This window comes from Thiemannella venezuelensis (assembly GCF_014203605.1).
Classification (GTDB): Bacteria; Actinomycetota; Actinomycetes; order Streptosporangiales; family Streptosporangiaceae; genus Planomonospora_A; species Planomonospora_A venezuelensis.
This window is the reverse complement of record NZ_JACHJJ010000024.1, coordinates 13,634-33,908: the sequence shown is the minus strand read 5'-3', so window position 1 is coordinate 33,908 and position 20,275 is coordinate 13,634. Positions and strand designations below refer to the sequence as shown.

Here is a 20,275-nt window from a genome sequence, read left to right as displayed (position 1 = left end):
TCCGGCTCCCCGGCGGACGGAATGTGATCCGCTTCACAGTGAGGTCCTGTCATGGATCGGCCCGCTGTCTCGCTCAACCGACAAGCGAACAGACAGGAGCAAGACCATGAAGCACCGCGTCGTCGTCCTCGGCGCCGGCTACGCCGGGGCCTACTCGGCCGGCAACCTGGCTCGCCGCCTCGACCCCGCCGACATCGAGATCACCGTCGTCAACGCCGAACCCGACTTCGTCGAGCGGCTGCGCCTCCACCAGCTCGCGGCCGGCCAGGACCTCAGAGAGCGCCCGCTGGCCGACGTGTTCGCCGGCACCGGGGTGCGGCTGCGCCTGGCGCGCGTCGAATCGATCGACGTCGAACGCAGGACCGTCACCCTGGACGACGGCGAACTCGCCTACGACACCCTCCTGTACGCACTCGGCAGCACCGTCGCCGACCTCGGCGTCCCCGGTGCCGCCGAGCACGCATTCCACGTCACCGGCCGGGCCGCGGCGCTGCGGCTGCGCGATCGCCTGGACGGCCTGGACGAGGGCGGGCGGGTCCTGGTGGTGGGCGAGGGCCTGACCGGCATCGAGGCCGCCACCGAGATCGCCGAGTCGCGGCCCGGGCTGAAGGTGGCGCTGGCCGCCCGCGGCGAGCTGGGGGCCTGGCTCTCCCCCGGCGCCCGCCGCCACCTGCGCCGGGCCTTCGACCGCCTCGGCATCGCCGTCCACGAGCACACCACCGTCACCCGCGTCGAGCCGGCACGGGCGATCGGCTCCGACGGCACCGTCTTCGCCTCCGAGGCGACCGTGTGGTCCGGCGGGTTCGCCGTCCACCCCATCGCGGCCGACAGCGGCCTCGACGTCACCGGCACCGGCCAGATCGTCGTCGACGACACCATGCGCTCGGTCTCGCACCCCGACGTCTACGCCGCCGGCGACAGCGTCCACGCCATCGGCGAGAACGGCCGGCCGCTGCCGATGTCGTGCGCCTCGGCCGGTTTCACGGGCATGCGGGCGACCGGTGCGATCATCGGGCGCCTGACCGGCCGCAAGGTCTCGTCCACCGCGCTGGTGTACTACGGCAACCACATCAGCCTCGGCCGGCGCGACGCGATCTTCCAGCTGGTCGACGGCGACGCCCGCGCCAGGTCCTGGCACCTGCGGGGCCGTACGGCCGCGCGCCTCAAGAACGGCATCCTCCGGGGCGCCGCCTGGAGCATGGGCCACCCGACCTTCGGCATGCCGGCCCGGAGGCACCGCCTGGCCTCCGCGCCCGGACGCTCCGCCGAGGCGGTCGTCGCCTAGAGTCGCCCGCATGGACGCCCTCGCCACCGAGCGGTTCGAGGCCGGCCGGTCCCGGCTGGCCTCGCTCGCATACCGCCTGCTCGGCTCGGCCGCCGACGCCGAGGACACCGTGCAGGACGCGTTCCTGCGCTGGCAGGCGGCCGACCGCGACCGGATCGAGGTGCCGGAGGCGTGGCTGACCACGATCGTCACGAACCTGTGCCTCGACCGGCTCCGCTCCGCGCAGGCGAGGCGCGAGCGCCCGGCCGGCGCGTGGCTGCCCGAACCGCTCCTCGACGGCGACCCGATGCTCGGTCCGGCCGAGACCTTCGAGCAGCGCGAATCGGTGTCCCTGGCCGTGCTGACCCTCATGGAGCACCTCTCCCCCAACGAACGCGCCGTCTACGTGCTGCGCGAGGCGTTCTCGTACGGCCACGCCGAGATCGCCGGCATCCTCGGCATCACCGAGTCCGCCAGCCAGCAGCACCTCCACCGGGCCCGGCGACGCGTCGCCGCCGGGCGCCGCGGCGACGTCGTCGACGGCGCCGGTGCGCGCCGGATCGTCGAGGCCTTCCTCGACGCCGCCGCCTCGGGGCGGACCGAGCGGCTGATCGCGCTGCTCACCGAGGACGCGACCGCGATCTCCGACGGCGCCGGACTCGCCGGGAGGCTGCTGCTGTTCCCCACCCCGGAGCGGGTGGCCGCCGCCATGCGGGGCGCGCTCAGACCGAGCGAGAGCAAGCGACGGCTGGTCGGCGGCTCCCCCGCGCTCCACGCCGCCGTGGTCAACGGCTCCCCCGCCCTGGTCGCCGTGGTCGGCGACCAGGTGACGGGCCTCGTGGTGCTCGAGATGCGCGAGGGCAGGATCGCGTCCGCGTACGGCATGGCCTCCCCGAAACGGCTCGGCCGTCTCACCGCGGTGTGGTCGGAGCAGGAGCACGACGCACCGATCGTCGAGTCCTGGTGAACCCCGGTCGCACGCGGATCGATGACCACGGGCCCCGGCCGATCCCCCGGGTGCCGGTACTCCGTCGTGGTCGGCGGTGCAGGTCAGCGGCGGACCGCCCGGCGTGTCCCCGGCGGACCCGACCTCCGTCCGGTGGCGGGGCACATCACTCCGCGGAAGCCGGAGCCGGCTCCCAGGCGGGCTCGTCCTCGACGAACAGGCCCAGCCGGTGGATCCGCTGGCCGTACCCCTTGGCCGTGAGCAGCGCATCGGCCAGCACCCCGGGATCGGCCGTGGACGGCCAGTCGCTCACCTGCCCGTCGCCCACCTCGATGACCCGCCAGGCCCCGTCGGCCCGCCGTACCAGATCGGTGGTGACGAACCGGGCACCGAGGTTCTGCACCGCCTCGCGCACCTCGTCCATGGCCTCGGGCCGCTCGGCGGCGCCGTCGGGGCTGTCGGGGTGCGGCCCGGCGAACACCGCCTCCCCGTCCACCCACCACACCCGCAGCTGCGCCCCGGTGAAGCGCTCGAACCGGCGGATCGCCAGACCCCCGGTCAGGTCCTCGCCCTGCAACTCGACGAACCGGGCCACCACCCGCTCCAGCGCCTCCAGGTCAGGCGCGTAGCACGCTTCCGCCCACTCGTGCTTGCGTGACTTCACATAGTCCTTGACCACGAAGCCCGTCTCCCCCAGCCCGCCCGCCAACCGGGCCAGCCTCCGGCCGCGCGGCGCCCGCTCGCCCGGCGCCATCGGCACCACGGCCGTGCACGGCGTCAGCTCCCGGAAGCAGCGCAGCCAGCCGGGCAGCTCGTGGGCACGGCGGTAGCCGCCGGCATCGGTGAGCAGGCGGCAGCCCCTGGCTCGCAGTGCCTCCTCCAGCGCCGCATACTGCCGGGAGCGGAGCATCCAGCCGCGGTACCAGACCGGGCCGAACCCCTCCGGCACCCGCGCCACCGCCTCCTCGGCCCGGTCGGCCGCCAGCGCGTCGTGATCGATCAGCGCCAGGCGTCCGCCCCTGTCCCGTACGGCCCGCGCCTCCGGCTCGAAGTGCGGATCGACCCGCCGGGGCCGGAGCGGATCGGCGCAGAACAGAAGGCCCACGGTCATGGTCCATGAGGATACGAGCCCCGCGCGCCGCTCTCACCTGGATATCCGCTCACCTGACACGCCTCGGGCACGGGTGCCAATCAAGATCAGAGGGCGAGGGCTCCCGCGAGGAGGTCGTCGAAGCGGTCGAGGTCCTCGGCCGGGCGGTCGATCCCTCTCAGCGGGCCGTGGTCGGCGAGGTGGGCGTCGGCGTAGAGGCGGGCGACGAGGGCCTTGCGGTCGGTGCCGAGTTCGCGGCGTTCCCAGCCCGCCTGCTCCAGCAGCAGGGCCGCGGCGTAGACGTCGCACATGAACCGGGCCAGCGGGAACAGCCTCGCCTCGGCCGTGACCGGGTCCAGGCCCGACAGGGCGGTGATCGCCTTGCGGAGGTCGTCGATTCGCCCCCGGACGAGGTCGGCGGTGGCCTCGTCACCGGGCGGCGCCTGGTCGACGGCCGCGGCCAGGCGGTCCAGGAACGGCTCGTGGGCGGCCTCCTTCACCATCGCCCGCCGTACGTCCAGGCACAGGATGTTGTCGCCGCCCTCCCAGATCGGGTTGACCTGGGCGTCGCGCAGGATCCGGGCGACCGGCCACTGCTCGATGTAGCCGTTGCCGCCGTGGATCTCGATCGCGTCGCTGGCCGCGGTGACGCCGAGGCGGGCGGCGCGGAGCTTGACCAGGGCGGGGGCCAGGCGCAGGCCGGGGTCGAGCGTGGCGTCGAAGACCATGGCCTGGGCGGCCTCGACCTCGACGACCAGCTCGGCGAGCTTGCGGCGCATGAGCGGCTGGTCGATGAGAGGGGCGCCGAAGGCCTCCCGGCTGCGGGCGTAGCAGACCGACTCGACCAGGGCGCGGCGGGCGCAGCCCAGGCCCATCATGGCGATGGCGAGGCGGGCGCCGTTGGTGAGCGTCATCATCCGCGCCAGGCCCCTGCCGTCGCCGGTGCCGCGCGGGTCGGGGGCGAGCAGGAACGCCTCGGCGTCGGCGAACTCGACCTCCGCCGAGGCGACCGAGCGGGTGCCGAGCTTGTCCTTGAGCCGGCGGATCCGGATGCCGTTGCGGCTCCCGTCGCGGCGCTCGCGCAGCACCAGGAAGGGCGAGATCCCGCGCACCCCGTCCGCGGCGCCCTCGGGCTTGGCGAGCACGACGAAGGCCGAGCCGTTGGCGTTGGAGGCGAACCACTTCAGGCCGTTGAGCCGCCAGGCGTCGCCGTCGGGGGTGGCGGTGGTCTCCAGCGCGCCGAGGTCGGAGCCGCCGGAGCGCTCGGTGAACATCTGCGCGGCCTCACCGGAGAACATGCCGGCGGCGAAGATCTCCCGGACGCGTTCCCTGACGTCCTCGGGAGCGAACCGCTCGGCCATCAGCACGACCATGTCGCCGCCGGTGCCGAGCGCGCAGCCCATGCCGATGTCGGCCTGGTAGAGCAGGTAGTGCCAGGCCGCGGCCATGACCGCCGGGTCCGCCCCGGCCGCCCGGGCCTCCTCGGCGAACTCCGGCCGGGTGAAGCTCCGCGCGACCAGCTCGCTCCGGGCCGCCTCGAAGGACGGCGGCATGACGATCCGGCTGACGTCGCGGCCCCACCGGTCGTAGCGCTCCAGGCGGGGCGGGTTGCGGTCGGTCTCCTCGGCGTGCTCCGAGATCGGCCCGGCCATCAGCGCGCCGGCGTCCTCCAGGTACGGGGCCGCCCACTCCAGGCCCTCGGCGCCGAGATGGCGGCGGAGCAGGAAGCCCAGGGTGGGGTCGGAGCCGTACCAGTTCAGCCCGGCCGCACCCGGATAACGCTCGGTGGCGTAGCGCCGGGACTTGTCCGGGGTGCCGAAGGGCAGCCGGTCGACCGGCTCGACGAGATAAGAGGCCATGCCTGGATGTTACGTTTTTCCGACACATGATGGGAAGATGTAATGTCAGGTCGCGGGGACGCGTTCCGGGAGAGACCGGACCGGCGCCCGGCCGCACCGCCGCCGCGCCCGCACGGGGCGGGGACCCTGCCGGAGGCCCGGCCCGCGGGCCCTAAGCTCTGAACCGCCGATGAAGAACGAAGACTCGCTGGAGCTCCGGCCGCTGACGGCGCGCTCGGTGGTCCTCAGCACGCTGCTGGGCTCGCACCCGCCCCGGCTTAAGGCCCGCCACCTGGTGCGGGCGGGAGAGCTGTTCGGCATCTCCGAGGGCACGGTCCGGGTGGCGCTCTCCCGCATGGTCGCGGCGGGCGACCTCCTCCAGGAGGACGGCGGCTACCGGCTCAGCGGGCGCCTGCGGGAGCGCCAGGCGCGCCAGGACGCCAGCCGCTCGCCCCTCACCCGCGAGTGGGACGGCTCGTGGGAGGTCGCGATCGTCACCGCCGAGCGGCGGCCGGCCGCCGAGCGCGCCGCGTTCCGGGACGCCATGGCGGCGCTGCGCATGGCCGAGGTCCGCGAAGGCGTGTGGATGCGCCCGGGCAACCTGGTCCGGAGCGTCCCGGGCGGAGGCGCGCCCGGCCAGGCCGCCGCGGGCTCGGAGCCCGCCGGGGAGGCCGGTGCCCCGCCCTCCCCCGCCGCCGGGCAGTGCATGTTCCTGCGGGCCGTACCGGAGGACGCCCCCGCCGCGCTGGCCGCGTCGTTGTGGGACCTTCCCGCGTGGGCGGACCGGGCGCGGGCGCTGTGCGGGGAGTTCGACGCGGCGGTCCCGGTGACCGACCGGTTCGTCCTGGCCGCCGCGATCCTGCGGCACCTGCTCACCGACCCCCTGCTCCCGCCCGGCCTCCTGCCCGGCGGCTGGCCGGGGGACGGCCTGCGCCACCGCTACGACCTGTTCGAGGCCGAGTTCGGCGCCCTCCTGCGCGATCACCTGTAGCGGATCGCCGCCCGCCGGAGGCGGTCCCGGCCGGTGCCGGCCGCCTCCCGGAGCAGGGGTTTGTCACAGGTTCCGGACATACTTGATCTCCACACGGAAGCGATGTTTGATACGTGAAGTTCGTTCCTGTCGCAGTGGCCGCACCTACTGTGCCGACCATGGGTGGTAGGGATGAGGTTCCGGGTTCTCGGCCCGATCGAGGTCTACGACGACGACGGGGTTCCCGTCAGGCTCGGCGGTCCGCGCCAGCGCGCGGTGCTCGCCCGGCTGCTGGTCGCGGGCGGAGCCGTCGTCTCCACCGACACCCTGATCGAGGATCTGTACGGCGACGCGTCTCCGCCGAGCGCGGTGGCCACGATCCAGGCCTACGTGTCCAACCTGCGCCGGGCCGTCGAACCGGGGCGCCCGCCGCGTGCCCTCCCCCGGCTGCTCGTCGGGCGGCCCCCCGGGTACCTGCTCGCCGCGACCGACCTCGACGCGCTCCGGTTCACCGAGCTCGTCACCCGGTCGGAGTCCCTGCCGCCCGAGGAGGCGCTCGCCTGTTCGGAGGCGGCGCTGCGGCTCTGGCACGGGCCGCCCTACGGCGAGTTCACCGGGGAGCTGTGGGCCTCCTCCGAGGTCGCCCGCCTCTGCGAGCTGCGTCTCGTCGCGGTCGAGCGGCGTGCCCGGGCGCAACTGGACCTCGGCCGCCCGCAGGCCGTCGTCACCGGCCTGGAGGCCGAGTCGGCCGCGCATCCGCTGCGTGAGCGGCTGTGGCACCTGCTGGCGCTGGCCCTCTACCGCACCGGGCGGCAGGCCGACGCGCTGGCCGTGCTGCGCCGCGCCGGAAGGCTGCTCGCCGACCAGCTGGGGCTGGGCCTCGGCCCTGGGCTGAGGACCCTGGAGGAGGCCATCCTCCGGCAGGCCGACTCGCTCATGCTCCCCTCCGCTCCCGCAGTGCCTGCCCCCCCGGTGCCCGCTCCCGCGGAGCCCGTCCCCGCGCCCCCCGCGAGACCGCGTGCCCCGCACGGCCGGGAGCGGCAGCTGGCCGAGCTGGAGACCCTGCCGGAGCGGGGAGGGGTCGCCGTTGCGGCGGTGAGCGGCGAGCCGGGCATCGGCAAGACGTGGCTGCTCGGAGCGTTCCGCGACCGCTGCACCGCCGCCGGCCGCCTGGTGCTCTGGAGCCGCTGCCCCGAGACCGAGGGCTCCCCGCCCCTGTGGCCGTGGCTGCAGCTGCTGCGCGCGCTCACCCAGGTCTGCCCCCCGCCCGACCGCCGGGCCCTGACCGGCCTCCTGGACGACGAGACCCCCGCGGGATCCACCGAGGCCGCGCTGCTGCGCCGCCATCAGGCCATCGCGGACTGGCTGAGGACCGCCGCGCGCTCCCGGCCCCTGGTCGTCGTCCTGGACGACCTGCACTGGGCCGATCCCGCGTCGCTCCGGCTGCTCAGCGACCTGGTCACGCTGCTGACGGACTCCGCCGAGCCCGTCCCCGTCACGCTGGTCACCGCCTTCCGCGACGGGCCGGACCGCCTGCACCTGGACGACGTGCTCGGCCGGCTGGCCCGCCACGACCTGCTCCACGTCCGGCTCGCCGGCCTCTGCCCCGAGACCATAAAGGTCATCGCCCACGGCATGGGCGTCGAGCTGGACGGGCCGACCGCCCTGCGGCTGACCGAACGCACCGGCGGGAATCCCCTGTTCGCCCGGGAGACGACCCGCGTGCTCGCCCAGGGCGGCACGCTGGGCGCCGTACCGGTCGCGGTCGCCGACCTCATCCGGCGGCGGGTGGCCGCGCTCGGCCCGCAGGCCGCCGAGGCCCTCAACGCCTCCGCGGTCATCGGCAGGGACTTCGATCCCGGCGTCGTCGCCCAGGCCTGCCGCGCGGCGCCGGCAGAGGTCTACGGCGTGCTGGACCAGGCCGTACACGCCGGGCTGCTCGTCTCCTGCCCCCCGCGCATGGCCTTCGCCCACGACCTGGTCCGCGAGGCCCTCCTGCGCGACCTCCCCGCGCTGCGCAGGGCGGCGGTGCACCGGGAGGTGATGGCCGCCCTGGCCGACCGTCCCGGCGTGGACGTGGCGGTCATCGCCCACCACGCCGTCGAGGCCGGTCCCGCGGCCTACGGCGAGGCGGCGCGCTGGGCCCGTGCCGCCGCCCGGCAGGCGTCCCTGCGGCTGGCCTACGAGGAGGCGGCCCTGTGGTGGGGCCGGGCGGTCGAGGCCCACGGCGCCTCCGCGGGCGATCCCCTCGACCACGTCGACCTCCTGCTTCACCAGGTTCGCGCGCTGCTGGCGGCCGGCGACGCGCTCGGCGCCCGCAAAGCGCGGGCGCAGGCCATCCGCGTCGCCGACCGCGGCGACCGCACCGCCGGGCGGGACGACCCCGGGCTGACGACCCGCGCGTTGACCGCGCTGGACGCCCCGTCGGTCTGGACCCTGCGCAACCCCTACGAAGAGGTGGAACTGCATCTGGTCCGCCGGTTCGAGGCGGCGCTGGACCGCCTGCCCCCGGACGACGGGGCCGAACGCGTGCGGCTGCTGGCCGGGCTGGCGCAGGAGCTGTACGACGGCAGCGACGACCCGCGCTGCGACCGCCTGTCGGCCGAGGCCGTCGAGGCGGCCCGGCGGCTCGGCGATCCGCACCTGCTGATGCAGACGCTCAACGCGCGGCAGCTCTCGCTGCCCCAGTCCGTCCGTTCCCGCGAGCTGCTGGAGATCGCCGCCGAACTGCTCGACCTGGCCGCGCGCACCTGCACGCCCGAGTTCGAACTGCTCGCGCAGATGTTGTTCACCCACCACCGGTTGCAGCTGTTCGACCTGGCCGGTGCCGACGAGGCCGCCGCCCGCTGCGACGCGATCCTGGAACGGCTGCCGCTCCCCTGGCCGCGCTTCCAGCACACGATGTGGCGCGCCGGCAGGCTGGTCCTGGAGGGCCGCTTCGACGACGCCGACGTCCTGTACGGCGAGGCCGAGCGGCAGGCCGGGCGGCTCGGCATGTGGTACGCAGGCGCGGTGGTGGCCACCGGGCGCATCATGCTGCACTTCCAGCGCGGTTCCATGGCCGACGCCGGAACCCTGATCGACTCGGTCGCCGGCATCCACGCCACCATGGACCGTGACTCGCGGATCCTGCACCTGTGCGCGCAGGGCCGTACCGCGCAGGCCCGCGGGCTGGCCGAGCGCGGCTGGGGCACTCCGCCGCGGGACTGGTCCTGGCTGACCATGACCTGCCTGCAGGCGGCGGCGCAGACGGCCCTCGGCGACGTCTCCGCCTGCCGGGCGAGCTACTCGGCGCTGCTGCCGCACGGCGGCGGCGTCTCCACGGGCTCCGCGATCGCGTTCGCGGGCCCGGTGGACTGGTTCCTGGCCCTGCTCGCCTCCGCCCTGGGCGAGCACGAGACCGCCGTCCGGCACCTGGTGGCGCTGGCACGGCTGGCGGGCCGCAACGGGCTCGTGCGATGGCGGGACCGGGCGAGGTCGGAGCTCGGGCTCATCATCCGGGAGGGACGGAGCGCGGCGCCGCGGCGTGCGGGCTGAGTCCGGGGCTCCGGAGCCGGCCGGAGATCCCGCCTCCGCCGCGGGAGGCCTCCGGGGCGATCCTCCAAGTGCTTTCCAAGCAGGCCGATGCACCCTCTCAGCGGGAAAACACGCGTCCGGGTGCGGTCCTCACCGGAATCGCCGCTCGCGGGCGCGCCTCTTCACGAAAGGCGGAAAGAGAATGAGAACTCGTCGTCTGGCCGCGGTGGCGCTGGTGGCCGGGGGCCTGGCCTTCGGAGCCATGACCGCTCCCGCGACGGCCGCTTCCGCGCAGTCCGCCGGGAGCTGGTGGTTCGCAGGCCACTACACGACCAGCGGCGGCTGCAGCAGCGCCGGCGTCAGAGCCCTCTTCAACACCAACGCCCTGGACTTCGAGTGCAGGCGCGCCGGTTCCTTCTTCGACCTCTACCTCTACCACGAATAACCTGCGCCGCCCTGACCCCGGTCCCGGATCCCGCGGCCGGGGTCAGGCATGTCCGGGCACGGGGCCGAGGACGGGCGGGGCGCCCCGCGTCCCGCGGTACGACCCGGTCCCCGGGACTCCGCGATCACCGATCCCCGCTCCGAACCGCGGTTCGCGGTGGCCCCGGACGGCTCCAAACGATTCCAAGCGGTTCGCAAACAAGCACCTCCAAGCCGCTCGCAAACACGGCCGGAGAACATTCCCGCCGAGTGGATCCGTCCGGCGGGTTCCCGGTGGAGCGCGAGGGCGGGCGACGCCCTCCCGGCCGCGGGGCGCCGGCCGGTCCGCGGCGGGAAGGCTCCGCCCGGACCCCACACGGATCGCCGGGCGAGGGTGAGGAGTCGGAGAGGCGTGGCTGTGCGGAGTACGGGTGAGGGCGGGCGTGCGGACGGGGACCGCCATCTGCTGGAGGACATCGCCAGGGCGACCCTGGGACGGGTGGCGGGCCGGGCGGCGGACGTGGCGGACGCCGGCGCGGAGCCCGCCGCAGGAGGTTCCGCCCCCGCCGCCGGACGGCTCCTGCCCGGCTGGGAGATCCACCCCGGTACGCCGTGGACCTATGCGGCTCCGGCGGATTCGGTGCGGCGCGCCCAGGGCTGGAAGCTCCACGTGTCGGCGACGCCGCTGTCGGCCCCCGTGGTGCTGGCGCGGGTGGCGGAGGTGCTGGGCCGCCGCCGCTGCCCGTTCAAGTTCGCCGCCACGCTCGGCGAGACGGGCGCCCTCCTGTCACGTGAGCAGGACCGCGGATCCGTCGGCAAGTTCGTCACGGTCTACCCGCCCGACGACGAGACCGCCGTGGCGATCGCCGAGGAGCTGCACCGGGCCACCTCCGGCCTGCCCGGCCCGCCGATCCTGTCCGACCGCGCCTACCTGCCCGGCAGCCTGGTGCACTACCGCTTCGGGGTCTTCTCCGCCCCCGGCGAACTGGACAACGACGGAACCTACACCTCGCGGCTGACCGCGCCCGACGGCACCAGGGTGACCGACGAGCGCAAGGCGTGGTACTCCCCTCCGGAGTGGGCGCGGTGCCCGTTCGAGTCCGGCCGGGCGCCGGCCCGGACCACCGTTCCGGAGGCGGTGCTGCTGGGCGGCCGGTTCGTGGTGCGCCAGGCCGTCCGGCACGGCGCCAAGGGAGGGGTCTTCCTGGCCGAGGACCGGGAGACCGGCGGACAGGTGGTGGTCAAGCACGCCCGCCCGCACCTGGGCGCCGGCCTGCACGGGCGGGACGGGCGCGACCGGCTCCGCCACGAGGCGCGCATGCTCGACCTGTTCGCCCCGCTGGGCGTCACGGCGCGCAAGGTGGAGTTGTTCGAGCAGGACGACAACCTCTTCCTCGCCCAGGAGCGCCTCTCCGGGAGCGTGCTCACCGAATGGGCGGGGAGGCGGCGGTTCTCCCCGCCGGACCCGGATCGCCACGCCGCGGTGGTGGGACTGGCCCGGCGGCTGGCCGCCCTGGTCGCCGTGGTGCACGGCCGGGGATACGTGCTGCGGGACCTGACGCCGAACAACGTCATCGTCACCGGCGACGACTGCCTGCTGATCGACCTGGAGACGGCCGCGGTGCCCGGCACACCGGTGGTCAGGGCGTTCACCCCCGGTTACGCTCCGCCCGAACAGGTCCGGGGCGCCGAGTACGGCCCCGCGCCCGGCCCGGAGGCCGACCTGTTCGCGCTCGGGGCGACGGTGTTCTTCATGGCCACCGACTGCCAGCCGGTGCTGGCGGAGGACCGGCCCGCCGGGACGCGGTCGTGGGACGCGCGGCTGGGCACGCTGGTGAGCGTCGCCACCGCGGGCGATCCGGTGGCGACGGCGCTGGTCCCGCTCTTCCTCGGCCTGATGGGGCAGGAGCCCGGACGGCGCTGGGACCTGGAGCGGGTACGGGCGTTCCTGGACGGCCTGGCCGCCGCGCCGCTCCCGCCGGCGGTCCGCGCGGGGACTCCGCACGGCTACCGGCTGGGCGCGGCCGAGCAGGATCGCCTGCTCGGCGACGGGCTCGCCCACATCCTGCGGACGATCTCCCCGGCCGCGGTCGCCGACCCGGAGGCGCGCGCCACGCTGTGGCCCGTCAAGGGGGCGCGCGGATACGGGGCGACCACCGATCCGTGCGCCGTGCAGTACGGATCGGCCGGAGTGCTCACCCTTCTCGCCTCGCTGGCGGGGCACGAGGCCGCCACGGCCTCCGCCCGGCCGGCGCGGACGGAGGCGCCGGGACCGCACGCCGGGCTGCCGGCGGGGCTGAGGGACGCGGCGGGCTGGACGGCGCGCCGCCTCGCCGGTGAGCACCGGCCCTCTCCGGGGCTGTACTTCGGCCGCGCCGGGATCGCCTGGGGCCTGTACGAGGCCGGCCGCGCGCTCGGCGACAACGGTCTGCGCGCCACCGGCACCGGCCTCGCGCTGGACCTGCCGACGAGCTGGCCGAACCCGGACGTGTGCCACGGCCTGTCCGGAACCGGGCTGGCCCTGCTGCACTTCTGGTACGCCACCGGTGACGCCCGCTTCCGCGAGCGGGCCGGAGAGTGCGCCGACGCGCTGCTGAAGGCCGCCCGGCGCACTCCCGAGACGGTGCTGTGGCCGATTCCCGAGGACTTCGACTCCGGGCTGGCGGGCGTGGTGCACTACGGCTTCGCCCACGGCGTCGCCGGGGTCGGCGCCTTCCTGCTGGCCGCGGACGCCGCCCTGGGGCACGAGGACTGCCTGGAGACGGCCGTGGCGGCCGGGGAGACCCTGCTGGCCGCGGCCGACCGCCACGGCGACGCCGCCTGGTGGGCGAGTGCCCCCGGCGGGGAGGACAGGCTCCCGCACTGGTGCAGCGGCTCCTCGGGGGTGGGCACGTTCCTGATCCGCCTGTACGCGGCCACCGGTGACCGGCGTTTCCTGGACGCCGCCAGGGGCGCCGCGGTCGCCGTGCACGCGCACCGCCTGAGCTCGGGGACGGCGGCCTGCCACGGGCTCGCCGGAGACGGGCAGTTCCTCCTCGACATGGCCGACGTCCTGGGCGAGCCGGTCTACCGCGAGCTGGCCGAGGAGCTGGCCGGGTGCCTGTGGGCGCGCGCCGTCGTCCGCGACGGGTTGCTGGTGGTCCCGGACGAGAGCACGACCGAGGTGACCGTCGGCTGGAACACCGGCCTGGCCGGGGTACTGGACTTCCTGCACCGGCTGCGCCACGGCGGGCCGCGCCCCTGGATGGCCGACCCTCCCGGTGACGGCCCGCCGGACCCGGCGGCCGCCGGCGCGGCGCGGCGGGAGCCGACGTGATGGACCGGGTCGTCGCCGAGACCGGGCGAGAGGTCCTCCAGGACGTCCGGCGGAGCGGCTTCTGCTTCTCCGGGGGCGGGCGGTACGCCGCCTGCCTGGCGCGCCGCGGCCACCGCCTGGCCCCGGAGCTGTGGGACCTCACGGGGAGCGGCCCGCGTGCCCGGACCCTGCGCGGCTCCGGCGGAGAGAGCCCGCAGACCGCGCTCGTCGCCACCGACGACGGCCGCGTGCTGCTGTGCCGCCCGGACGGCGGCGGGCACCGTCTCCTGCTCGCCGTCCCCTCCCGGGACGGCGACGCCCCGGCCGAGGAGCACCGGCTGGCCACCGTCGGCGGTCCCGCCCTCAGGCTCATCGCCGGGCCGGCGCCCGCAACCGCCGCCCTGGCCTTCGAGGCCGGCGCGGACCGGACCACCACGGTCTGGCGGCTGTCCGGCCGGGACGAGCCGCCCGAGCGGATCGCCGAGCTCCCCGTCCTGGTCAGCGGAGGGATCTGGCTCGACGGGACCGGCGACCGCCTCGCTCTGGCCTCCGGCCGGTCCGGGGCGGGGGGCACCGTGGTGCTGGACCTCTCACGCGGCGTCCTGACCCCTCTGGACGGCCTGGCCGGCGACGAGCACCTGCTGCTGGCAGCGCCCCGCACCGGGGTACTGCTCACCGCCGCACACCGCGGCGGCGCCTACCGGCTGGGCGTCCGGCGCCGCGGCGACGAGGGGCCCACCGTCTTCCCCGACCGGCTGAACGCGATCGAGGGCGGCGTGATCCCGCTGACCCTGGACCCCGCCGGACGGCGCCTGGCGCTGGCGGTCACCCGCGGCGCCCGCTCCCACCTCCTCCTGCACGACCTGGTGGAGGACGCCTGCCGGGAGGTCGGCCTCCCGGCAGGCGTGCTGTACCGGAGGGCCCACTGGGGTGACGCCGGGCTGCACCTGGTCCACAGCACGCCCGACCACCCGCCCGGCCTGATCACCGTGGTCCGGCCGTCCCGGTCAGGCGCCGCCCGGCGCCGCTCCCGTCCGCGGCCGGCCCGGCCCCCCGTGCGAGCCTACGACGGCCCGGCGGGAGACATCGAGGCCGTCGTGTACGGCGACCCCGACACCGCCCGCCGGGTGGTGCTCGCGCTGCACGGCGGCCCCGAGTCCTCCTGGCGGCTCGGTTTCGACCCGCTGTTCCGGCGCCTGGCCGCTGCGGGGATCGCCGTGGTCGCGCCCAACCAGCGGGGCAGCACCGGATACGGCGCGGCGCACCGCGACGCCGTCCGCGGCGCCTGGGGCGGCCCCGACCTGGACGACGTCCTGCACCTGGGCCGCGCCCTGTCCGCCGCGCGCGGGCCGGGCCGCGAGCGGCCGATGCTGTACGGCCCCAGCTACGGCGCCTACCTGGCGTTGCTGGCCGCCGCCGCCCGGCCCGGCCTGTGGGCCCGCGCCGCGGTCGTCGCCCCGTTCCTGTCCGGGCGGCACCTGCACGACGACGGGCCGCCCGAGGTACGCAACCTCATCGACCGGCTCGGCGGCCGGGAGGAGATCGACGACGACCTCGGCCCCCGCGACCTGCTGCGGCTGGCCGGCCGGATGCGGCTGCCCCTGCTCATCGTCCACGGTGACCAGGATCCGGTCATCCCGGTCTCCCACTCCCGGCGCCTGCGCGACCGGCTCCGCGAGAGCGGGCACCGCGGCGGCGCCGGCCCGGCCTACCTGGAGGTCGCCGGTGCCGGCCACGATCCGCTGTCCGAGGCCGGCGGGCACCTCGTCCTCGACCGCGTCGCCGGCTTCCTCAGCGAGGGCGAGGACCGCCATCGGCCGCCGTACGACCGGCACGGCCCTCCGTAGACCTCCGGCGAGCCCGGGCGGACACTCGCCGGGGCTCGCCGGCGGCCGGCCACGTCCCTGTCCGGACGTGCCCGGCGGTCACCCCGAACGGGGTGACGACCCCGGAAGAAACCGGCAAGAAGAAAGGAACCGCGATGGAACTCGACATCAACGCCCTGGAGATGCTCCCCGCAACCGAGGAGACCCAGCTCCGCGGCTGCAACTCCACCTGCGAGATCAACATCCGTACCTGCTTCAACAGCTGCAACGGCTCCGGGTACACGTACTGATCCCCGCAGCTCCCGCCCGAGGGCCGCGGTGAGTGCCGGCGGGCGTTCACCGCGGCGTGACGGGCCGGGCCCCCGGTAGACCTTCCGGCGGGGCGGGTTCCCGCCCCGCCGGAAGCGCGGGGCCGCCGTCCCGACGGATCCACCACGCAGAGAGGGAGACGATGCCAGATCCCGTGCCGGGCCCGTCGCGCGAGCGGGTGACGCGGAAACACGGCGACCGCCTGCTCGTCTCCCTCGCGCGCGGTCCCCGGGTGCCGCTGGCGGTGGTCGCCGCCGCCTCCCTCGCCTCCTCCGCCGCCGTGCTGCTCCTGCCCGCCGTCCTGGCCTCCGCGGTGGACGAGGCCCTCACCGGCCGCGGACCGCGGACCGCCGCGGTGTGCCTGATCCTGGTGCTGGCCCTCACGGCGTGCGCCGAGATCGCCGGCATGGTGGCCGGGGCCGCCGCCACCGCCTCCGCCACGTCGTCCCTGCGGGTGCGGCTCACCGCCCACCTGCTCTCGCTCGACATCGCCGAGACCCGCCGGTCACCGACCGGCGAGCTGGTCAACCGGCTGGTGAGCAACACCGCGACCGCCGGACGCGTTCCGGTGACGCTGGTGGGCATCGCGACCGGGCTGATCACCTCCATCGGCGGCGTCGCCGCCCTGTTCGTGATCGACTGGCGGGTGGGACTCACCTTCGTGGCCGGTGCACCCGCCGCGGTCGCCCTCATCCGCCTGTTCGTCGAGCGGGTCTCGGGCCTGTACGACGACTACCAGGGGGCGCAGGGCCGGTTGGCCGCCCGCCTGACCGACGCCCTGGCCGGCATCCGCACGGTGCGGGCCTCGGGCAGTGCCGACCGTGAGATCACCCGGATCCTCGCCCCGCTGCCGGAGCTCTCCGGCTCCGGGCACGCCCTGTGGCGGGCGCAGGCCCGCAGCGTGTGGAAGATCGCCCTGCTGCTTCCGCTCATCGAGGTGGCGGTGCTCGGAACGGCCGGGCTGGGCGTCGCCGACGGCCGCCTGGAGCCGGGGCAGCTGCTGGCCGCGGCCGGATACACCGCGCTGGGCCTGTCCTTCGTCGACCAGACCGACGCGCTGATGGCCCTGGCGCACTCCCGCTCGGCGGCCCGGCGGATCTGCGAGGTGCTCGGCCTGCCCGTTCCCCCGGCCGGCACCCGCCCGCCGGCCGAGGGCCCCGGTGCGCTCTCGTTCCGCGGTGTCACGGTGGTGCGGGAGAACACCGCGCCGGTGGAGGACGTGGACCTGGAGGTCCCCGCCGGGTCGCTGACCGCCGTCGTGGGGCGCTCCGGCGCCGGCAAGAGCACACTGGCCCTGCTGGCCGGGCGGTTGACGGATCCCGACCGGGGCGAGGTGCTGCTCGACGGACGCCCGCTGCGGGAGATCGAACCGGACGCGCTGCGCGGTGCCGTCGCCTACGCCTTCGAACGTCCGGTGCTGCTCGGCGGCGATCTGGCCGAGGCCGTCTCGTACGGCCTGCCCGCGGTCGACCGGGAGGCCGTACGGGAGGCGGCGCGCGCCGCGCACGTCGACGACGTGATCGGCCGCCTCCCGGAGGGGTACGGCACTCCGGCCGGCACCGCCCCGCTGTCCGGCGGCGAGCTCCAGCGGCTGGGGCTGGCCCGCGCGCTGGTCCGGCGGGCGCGCCTGACCGTTCTCGACGACGCCACCTCCGGCCTCGACACCGCCACGGAGGCCCAGGTGACCCGCACCCTGCTGGAGGGGATGCGCGGGCGCACCCGGCTGGTCGTGGCCCACCGCGTCGCCACCGCCGCCCGCGCCGACCTGGTGGTCTGGATGGAGGACGGGCGGATACGGGCCCGCGGCACTCATCGCGGGCTCTGGCGGGACCCGGACTACCGGGCCCTGTTCGCCGCCGCGGGCGAGGTGTCCCCGCAGGATCAGGAGGACCCGTGCCCGGCCCGTTCGTGAGGCTCCCCCGGCCCGGGCGGAGCGCCGCGCCCTCCACCGCCGCGCCCTCCACCGCCGGCCCGGCGGGTGGCGGTCCGGCGGGCGGAGGCGGGTGGCGGCTGCTGCCGGCGCTGCTGCGGCCCCGCCGCCGCCCGCTGGCCGCCGCCGCGGCCTGGTCCCTCGTCGAGGCGGTTCCGGCGCTGCTGTCCGGGCTGCTCGTCGCCGCGGCCCTCGACCGCGGTTTCCTCGCCGGGCGGCCGGGCGCCGGCCTGGCCTGGCTCGGCCTGCTCGGTTTCACGATGCTCTTCAGGGCCGTGGCCGTACGGATGATGTTCCCCTGCCTGGCCGCCGTGGTCGAGCCGCTCCGCGACGACCTGGTCCGCGCGCTCGTCTCCGCCACCGTGACCCGGGCCGCCGGCGGGGCGGTGCCGGACCCCGCCGCCGCCACCCGCCTCACCGAGCAGGTGGAGACGGTGCGGGACCTGGTCTCCGCGCTGCTGCGAAGCGCCCGCACGCTGGGCATGTCGCTGGTCGCCGCGCTGGGCGGGCTGCTGATCCTGTCCCCTGTGGTCGCCGCCGCCGTCGCCGTGCCCGTCGCCGCGGCACTGGCCGTGTTCGCCAGGCTGATGCCCGTCCTCCTGGCCCGTCAGCGCGCGCTCATCCTCGCCGACGAGGACCTCACCGCCCGGGCCACCCCGATCCTGGCGGGCCTGCGTGACATCGCCGCCTGCGGAGCGCGGGCGCAGGCGCAGGCGGCGGTGGAGTCCGCCGTCGCCGTCCAGGCGGCGGCCACCCGGGCGCTGGCCCGGGCGGGTGTGAGCCGGCGGCTCGTCGTCGCACTCGGCGCGCACCTGCCGCTGGCGGGCCTGCTGATCGCCGCCCGGCCGCTGATCGAGGCGGGCCGCCTCAGCCCCGGCGAGGTCGTCGGCGCGGCGGCCTACCTGGCGACCGGGCTCGACCCGGCGATGCGCGTGCTCGTCGGCGTCGTCGGCTCCTGGGGCGTGACTCTCACCGTCACCCTGGGCAGGCTCGCCGAGACCGTCACCGTCCCCGCCCGGACCCCGCCCGGACCGGCCGCTCCGACCCCGGCCACTCCGACCCCGGCCGGTCGGGGCGGAGCCGGTCGCGCGGCCGTCCCGGGTGCCGGGACACCGGGCCGCCCGCTGTCGGGGCGTCCGCTGTCGGGGCGTCCGCTGTCCGGTCACCGGCTGGAGGTGGAGGGTCTGAGCTTCGCCTACGCCTCCCGGGCCGCGCCCGTGGTGCACGGCCTCGACCTGACCGTCGCCGAAGGGGAGCACCTGGCCGTGGTCGGTCCCAGCGGCGTCGGCAAGTCCACGCTGTCCATGCTGCTGACCGGGCTCCAGCGGCCCACCGGCGGCCGGATACGGCTCGGCGGCCTTCCGCTCGAGGCGGTCCCCGAGCACCTCCTGCGGACCGTGATGGCGCTGGTGCCGCAGGAGGCCTACGTCTTCGCCGGGACGCTGGGCGAGAACCTCGCCTACCTCTGCCCGTCCGACCCGCGGACCGCGGACAGGCGGGTGCGGGAGGCGGTGGACGCCGTGGGCGCCCGCGCGCTCGTCGAACGGCTGGGCGGGCTCGACGCCGCGATCGAGGAGCCGGCCGCGCTCTCGGCCGGGGAGAGGCAGCTCATCACCCTGGCCCGCGCCTACGCGTCCCCGGCGCGTGTCGTCGTCCTGGACGAGGCGACCTGCCATCTCGACCCGGCCGCCGAGCTGCGCGCCGAGACGGCGTTCGCCGCCCGCGAGGGCACCCTCATCGTGATCGCCCACCGCATCAGCTCCGCCTGCAGGGCCCGCCGCGTCCTGGTGATGGACGGCGCGGCCGCGCTCACCGGATCGCACCGCGAACTGCTGGCCCGATCACCCGTGTACGCCGGGCTGGTCGGCCACTGGCGGGACGACGGCGCCGCGGGCGGGCCGTCGTCCCGCCAGGTCACAGCAGGGACGTGAGGAAGTCCCTGGTGCGCTGGTCGCGGCCGAACTCGGAGGCGGCGAAGTCGGTGACCCCGGCCTTGGCGAGCATCTCGAGCTGGGCGGCCACGGTGTCCTCGTCTCCGACGATCGCCACCTGGGCGGGTCCCTCCGCGCCCTCCTTGTCGAGCATGGCCCGGTAGGAGGGCAGGTGGCCGTAGACGGCGAAGACCTCGGCCGCCCGGGCGCGGGCGGCCTCGACGTCGTCGGTGACGCAGATCGGGAGCCCGCAGACGATCCTCGGCGCGGGCCGTCCCGCCGCCCGGGCCGCCTCGGTGACGGCGGGGGCCACGTGCTCGGCGACGGTCCTGGGGCCCGTCATCCAGAGCACGGTGCCGTCGGCGACCTCACCGGCGAGCTTGAGCATGCGCGGGGCCAGCGCCGCGATGAGCACCGGCATGTCGCCCGTGCCCGGGGTGCTCAGGCCGATCTTCGCGGTGAGGGTCTCGCCCTCGAACTCCACCTGCTCCCCCCGCACCAGCGGGACCATGACCGACAGGTACTCGCGCATGTGCCGGGCGGGCTTTTCGAAGCTGTAGCCGTACATGCCCTCGATGACGATCTGGTGGGAGAGCCCGATGCCGAGCGCCAGCCTCCCGTCGAGGGCGGTGTTGACCGTGAGGGCCTGCTGGGCCAGGACGGCGGGGTGGCGCGGGTAGGTCGGCACGACGGCGGTGCCGAGTTCGATTCCCGGGACCTGGCTGCCCGCCACGGCGAGCGCGGTCAGGGCGTCGAGGCCGAAGATGTTGGAGACCCACGCCGAGGGGAAGCCTTCGTCGGCGGTGCGGGCGATCCGATCCCGCAGTTTGCCGAGCGCCTCCGGGCCCTGGGGCTCGTCGAGGTACAGTCCGATCCGCATCGATACCGAACTCCATTCTGGTTGTTCGGGCCAGTCTAGAACTTCCTTCCGCCCAGT

The 20,275-nt window shown here is 75.8% G+C and carries 13 protein-coding genes; 10 read left to right on the top strand and 3 right to left on the bottom strand.

Annotated elements, in window-relative coordinates; all coding sequences use genetic code 11:
* Nucleotides 1–106: 106 nt before the first annotated feature.
* Both FHS22_RS28570 and FHS22_RS28565 read left to right on the top strand, forming a co-directional pair.
* Nucleotides 107–1,285, top strand: coding sequence for an NAD(P)/FAD-dependent oxidoreductase (locus tag FHS22_RS28570; RefSeq protein ID WP_184946682.1), 1,179 nt, complete (start codon nt 107–109; stop codon nt 1,283–1,285).
* Between the two features lie 10 nt (nt 1,286–1,295).
* A complete protein-coding gene (locus tag FHS22_RS28565; protein ID WP_184946680.1) occupies nt 1,296–2,231 on the top strand; it encodes a sigma-70 family RNA polymerase sigma factor in 936 nt (311 codons plus the stop codon).
* Between the two features lie 145 nt (nt 2,232–2,376).
* Here FHS22_RS28565 and FHS22_RS28560 read toward each other — a convergent pair whose 3' ends face one another.
* Both FHS22_RS28560 and FHS22_RS28555 read right to left on the bottom strand, forming a co-directional pair.
* Entirely contained in the window at nt 2,377–3,321 is a 945-nt protein-coding gene (locus FHS22_RS28560; protein WP_184946678.1) for an ATP-grasp domain-containing protein, read from the bottom strand.
* 86 nt (nt 3,322–3,407) lie between these two features.
* Nucleotides 3,408–5,159 (bottom strand): acyl-CoA dehydrogenase family protein, encoded by a 1,752-nt coding sequence (locus FHS22_RS28555; RefSeq protein ID WP_184946675.1) that lies wholly within the window; start codon nt 5,157–5,159, stop codon nt 3,408–3,410.
* Between the two features lie 169 nt (nt 5,160–5,328).
* Between FHS22_RS28555 and FHS22_RS28550 the strand changes: the two genes are divergently transcribed.
* The 8 genes from FHS22_RS28550 (at nt 5,329) to FHS22_RS39385 (ending at nt 19,338) form a co-directional block, all read left to right on the top strand.
* Complete coding sequence (locus FHS22_RS28550; RefSeq protein ID WP_184946673.1) at nt 5,329–6,129, top strand: PaaX domain-containing protein, C- domain protein; 801 nt, start codon at nt 5,329–5,331, stop codon at nt 6,127–6,129.
* Between the two features lie 171 nt (nt 6,130–6,300).
* Nucleotides 6,301–9,645, top strand: a complete 3,345-nt coding sequence (locus tag FHS22_RS28545; RefSeq protein ID WP_184946671.1) for an ATP-binding protein — start codon at nt 6,301–6,303, stop codon at nt 9,643–9,645.
* A gap of 181 nt (nt 9,646–9,826) precedes the next feature.
* Nucleotides 9,827–10,069, top strand: coding sequence for a hypothetical protein (locus tag FHS22_RS28540; RefSeq protein WP_184946669.1), 243 nt, complete (start codon nt 9,827–9,829; stop codon nt 10,067–10,069).
* Between the two features lie 390 nt (nt 10,070–10,459).
* Nucleotides 10,460–13,363 carry a class IV lanthionine synthetase LanL gene (gene lanL, locus FHS22_RS28535; RefSeq protein ID WP_184946667.1) on the top strand — a complete coding sequence of 968 codons (2,904 nt, stop codon included), beginning with the start codon at nt 10,460–10,462 and terminating at the stop codon, nt 13,361–13,363.
* The gene (locus FHS22_RS39040) at nt 13,363–15,189 is read left to right on the top strand and encodes a prolyl oligopeptidase family serine peptidase (protein ID WP_275955180.1); all 1,827 of its coding nucleotides are present in this window, start codon (nt 13,363–13,365) and stop codon (nt 15,187–15,189) included. Before lanL ends, FHS22_RS39040 begins: the two co-directional genes overlap by 1 nt.
* A gap of 134 nt (nt 15,190–15,323) precedes the next feature.
* On the top strand, nt 15,324–15,458 hold the full coding sequence (locus tag FHS22_RS37475) for an ALQxL family class IV lanthipeptide (protein WP_221474232.1): 135 nt from the start codon (nt 15,324–15,326) through the stop codon (nt 15,456–15,458).
* A 161-nt stretch (nt 15,459–15,619) separates the two neighbouring features.
* Entirely contained in the window at nt 15,620–17,389 is a 1,770-nt protein-coding gene (locus tag FHS22_RS28525; RefSeq protein WP_184946663.1) for an ABC transporter ATP-binding protein, read from the top strand.
* Nucleotides 17,371–19,338 carry an ATP-binding cassette domain-containing protein gene (locus FHS22_RS39385; RefSeq protein WP_221474231.1) on the top strand — a complete coding sequence of 656 codons (1,968 nt, stop codon included), beginning with the start codon at nt 17,371–17,373 and terminating at the stop codon, nt 19,336–19,338. The genes FHS22_RS28525 and FHS22_RS39385 overlap by 19 nt, the downstream gene beginning before the upstream one ends.
* Here FHS22_RS39385 and FHS22_RS28515 read toward each other — a convergent pair.
* Nucleotides 19,322–20,218, bottom strand: a complete 897-nt coding sequence (locus FHS22_RS28515; protein WP_184946661.1) for a TIGR03564 family F420-dependent LLM class oxidoreductase — start codon at nt 20,216–20,218, stop codon at nt 19,322–19,324. The genes FHS22_RS39385 and FHS22_RS28515 overlap by 17 nt on opposite strands.
* Nucleotides 20,219–20,275: the final 57 nt, after the last annotated feature.

Bases quoted from the DNA above. Each gene is read 5' to 3' on its own strand.
- FHS22_RS28570 (WP_184946682.1), top strand. From the start codon at position 107: ATGAAGCACCGCGTCGTCGTCCTCGGCGCCGGCTACGCCGGGGCCTAC.
- FHS22_RS28565 (WP_184946680.1), top strand. From the start codon at position 1,296: ATGGACGCCCTCGCCACCGAGCGGTTCGAGGCCGGCCGGTCCCGGCTG.
- FHS22_RS28560 (WP_184946678.1), bottom strand. From the start codon at position 3,321: ATGACCGTGGGCCTTCTGTTCTGCGCCGATCCGCTCCGGCCCCGGCGG.
- FHS22_RS28555 (WP_184946675.1), bottom strand. From the start codon at position 5,159: ATGGCCTCTTATCTCGTCGAGCCGGTCGACCGGCTGCCCTTCGGCACC.
- FHS22_RS28550 (WP_184946673.1), top strand. From the start codon at position 5,329: ATGAAGAACGAAGACTCGCTGGAGCTCCGGCCGCTGACGGCGCGCTCG.
- FHS22_RS28545 (WP_184946671.1), top strand. From the start codon at position 6,301: ATGAGGTTCCGGGTTCTCGGCCCGATCGAGGTCTACGACGACGACGGG.
- FHS22_RS28540 (WP_184946669.1), top strand. From the start codon at position 9,827: ATGAGAACTCGTCGTCTGGCCGCGGTGGCGCTGGTGGCCGGGGGCCTG.
- FHS22_RS39040 (WP_275955180.1), top strand. From the start codon at position 13,363: ATGGACCGGGTCGTCGCCGAGACCGGGCGAGAGGTCCTCCAGGACGTC.
- FHS22_RS37475 (WP_221474232.1), top strand. From the start codon at position 15,324: ATGGAACTCGACATCAACGCCCTGGAGATGCTCCCCGCAACCGAGGAG.
- FHS22_RS28525 (WP_184946663.1), top strand. From the start codon at position 15,620: ATGCCAGATCCCGTGCCGGGCCCGTCGCGCGAGCGGGTGACGCGGAAA.
- FHS22_RS28515 (WP_184946661.1), bottom strand. From the start codon at position 20,218: ATGCGGATCGGACTGTACCTCGACGAGCCCCAGGGCCCGGAGGCGCTC.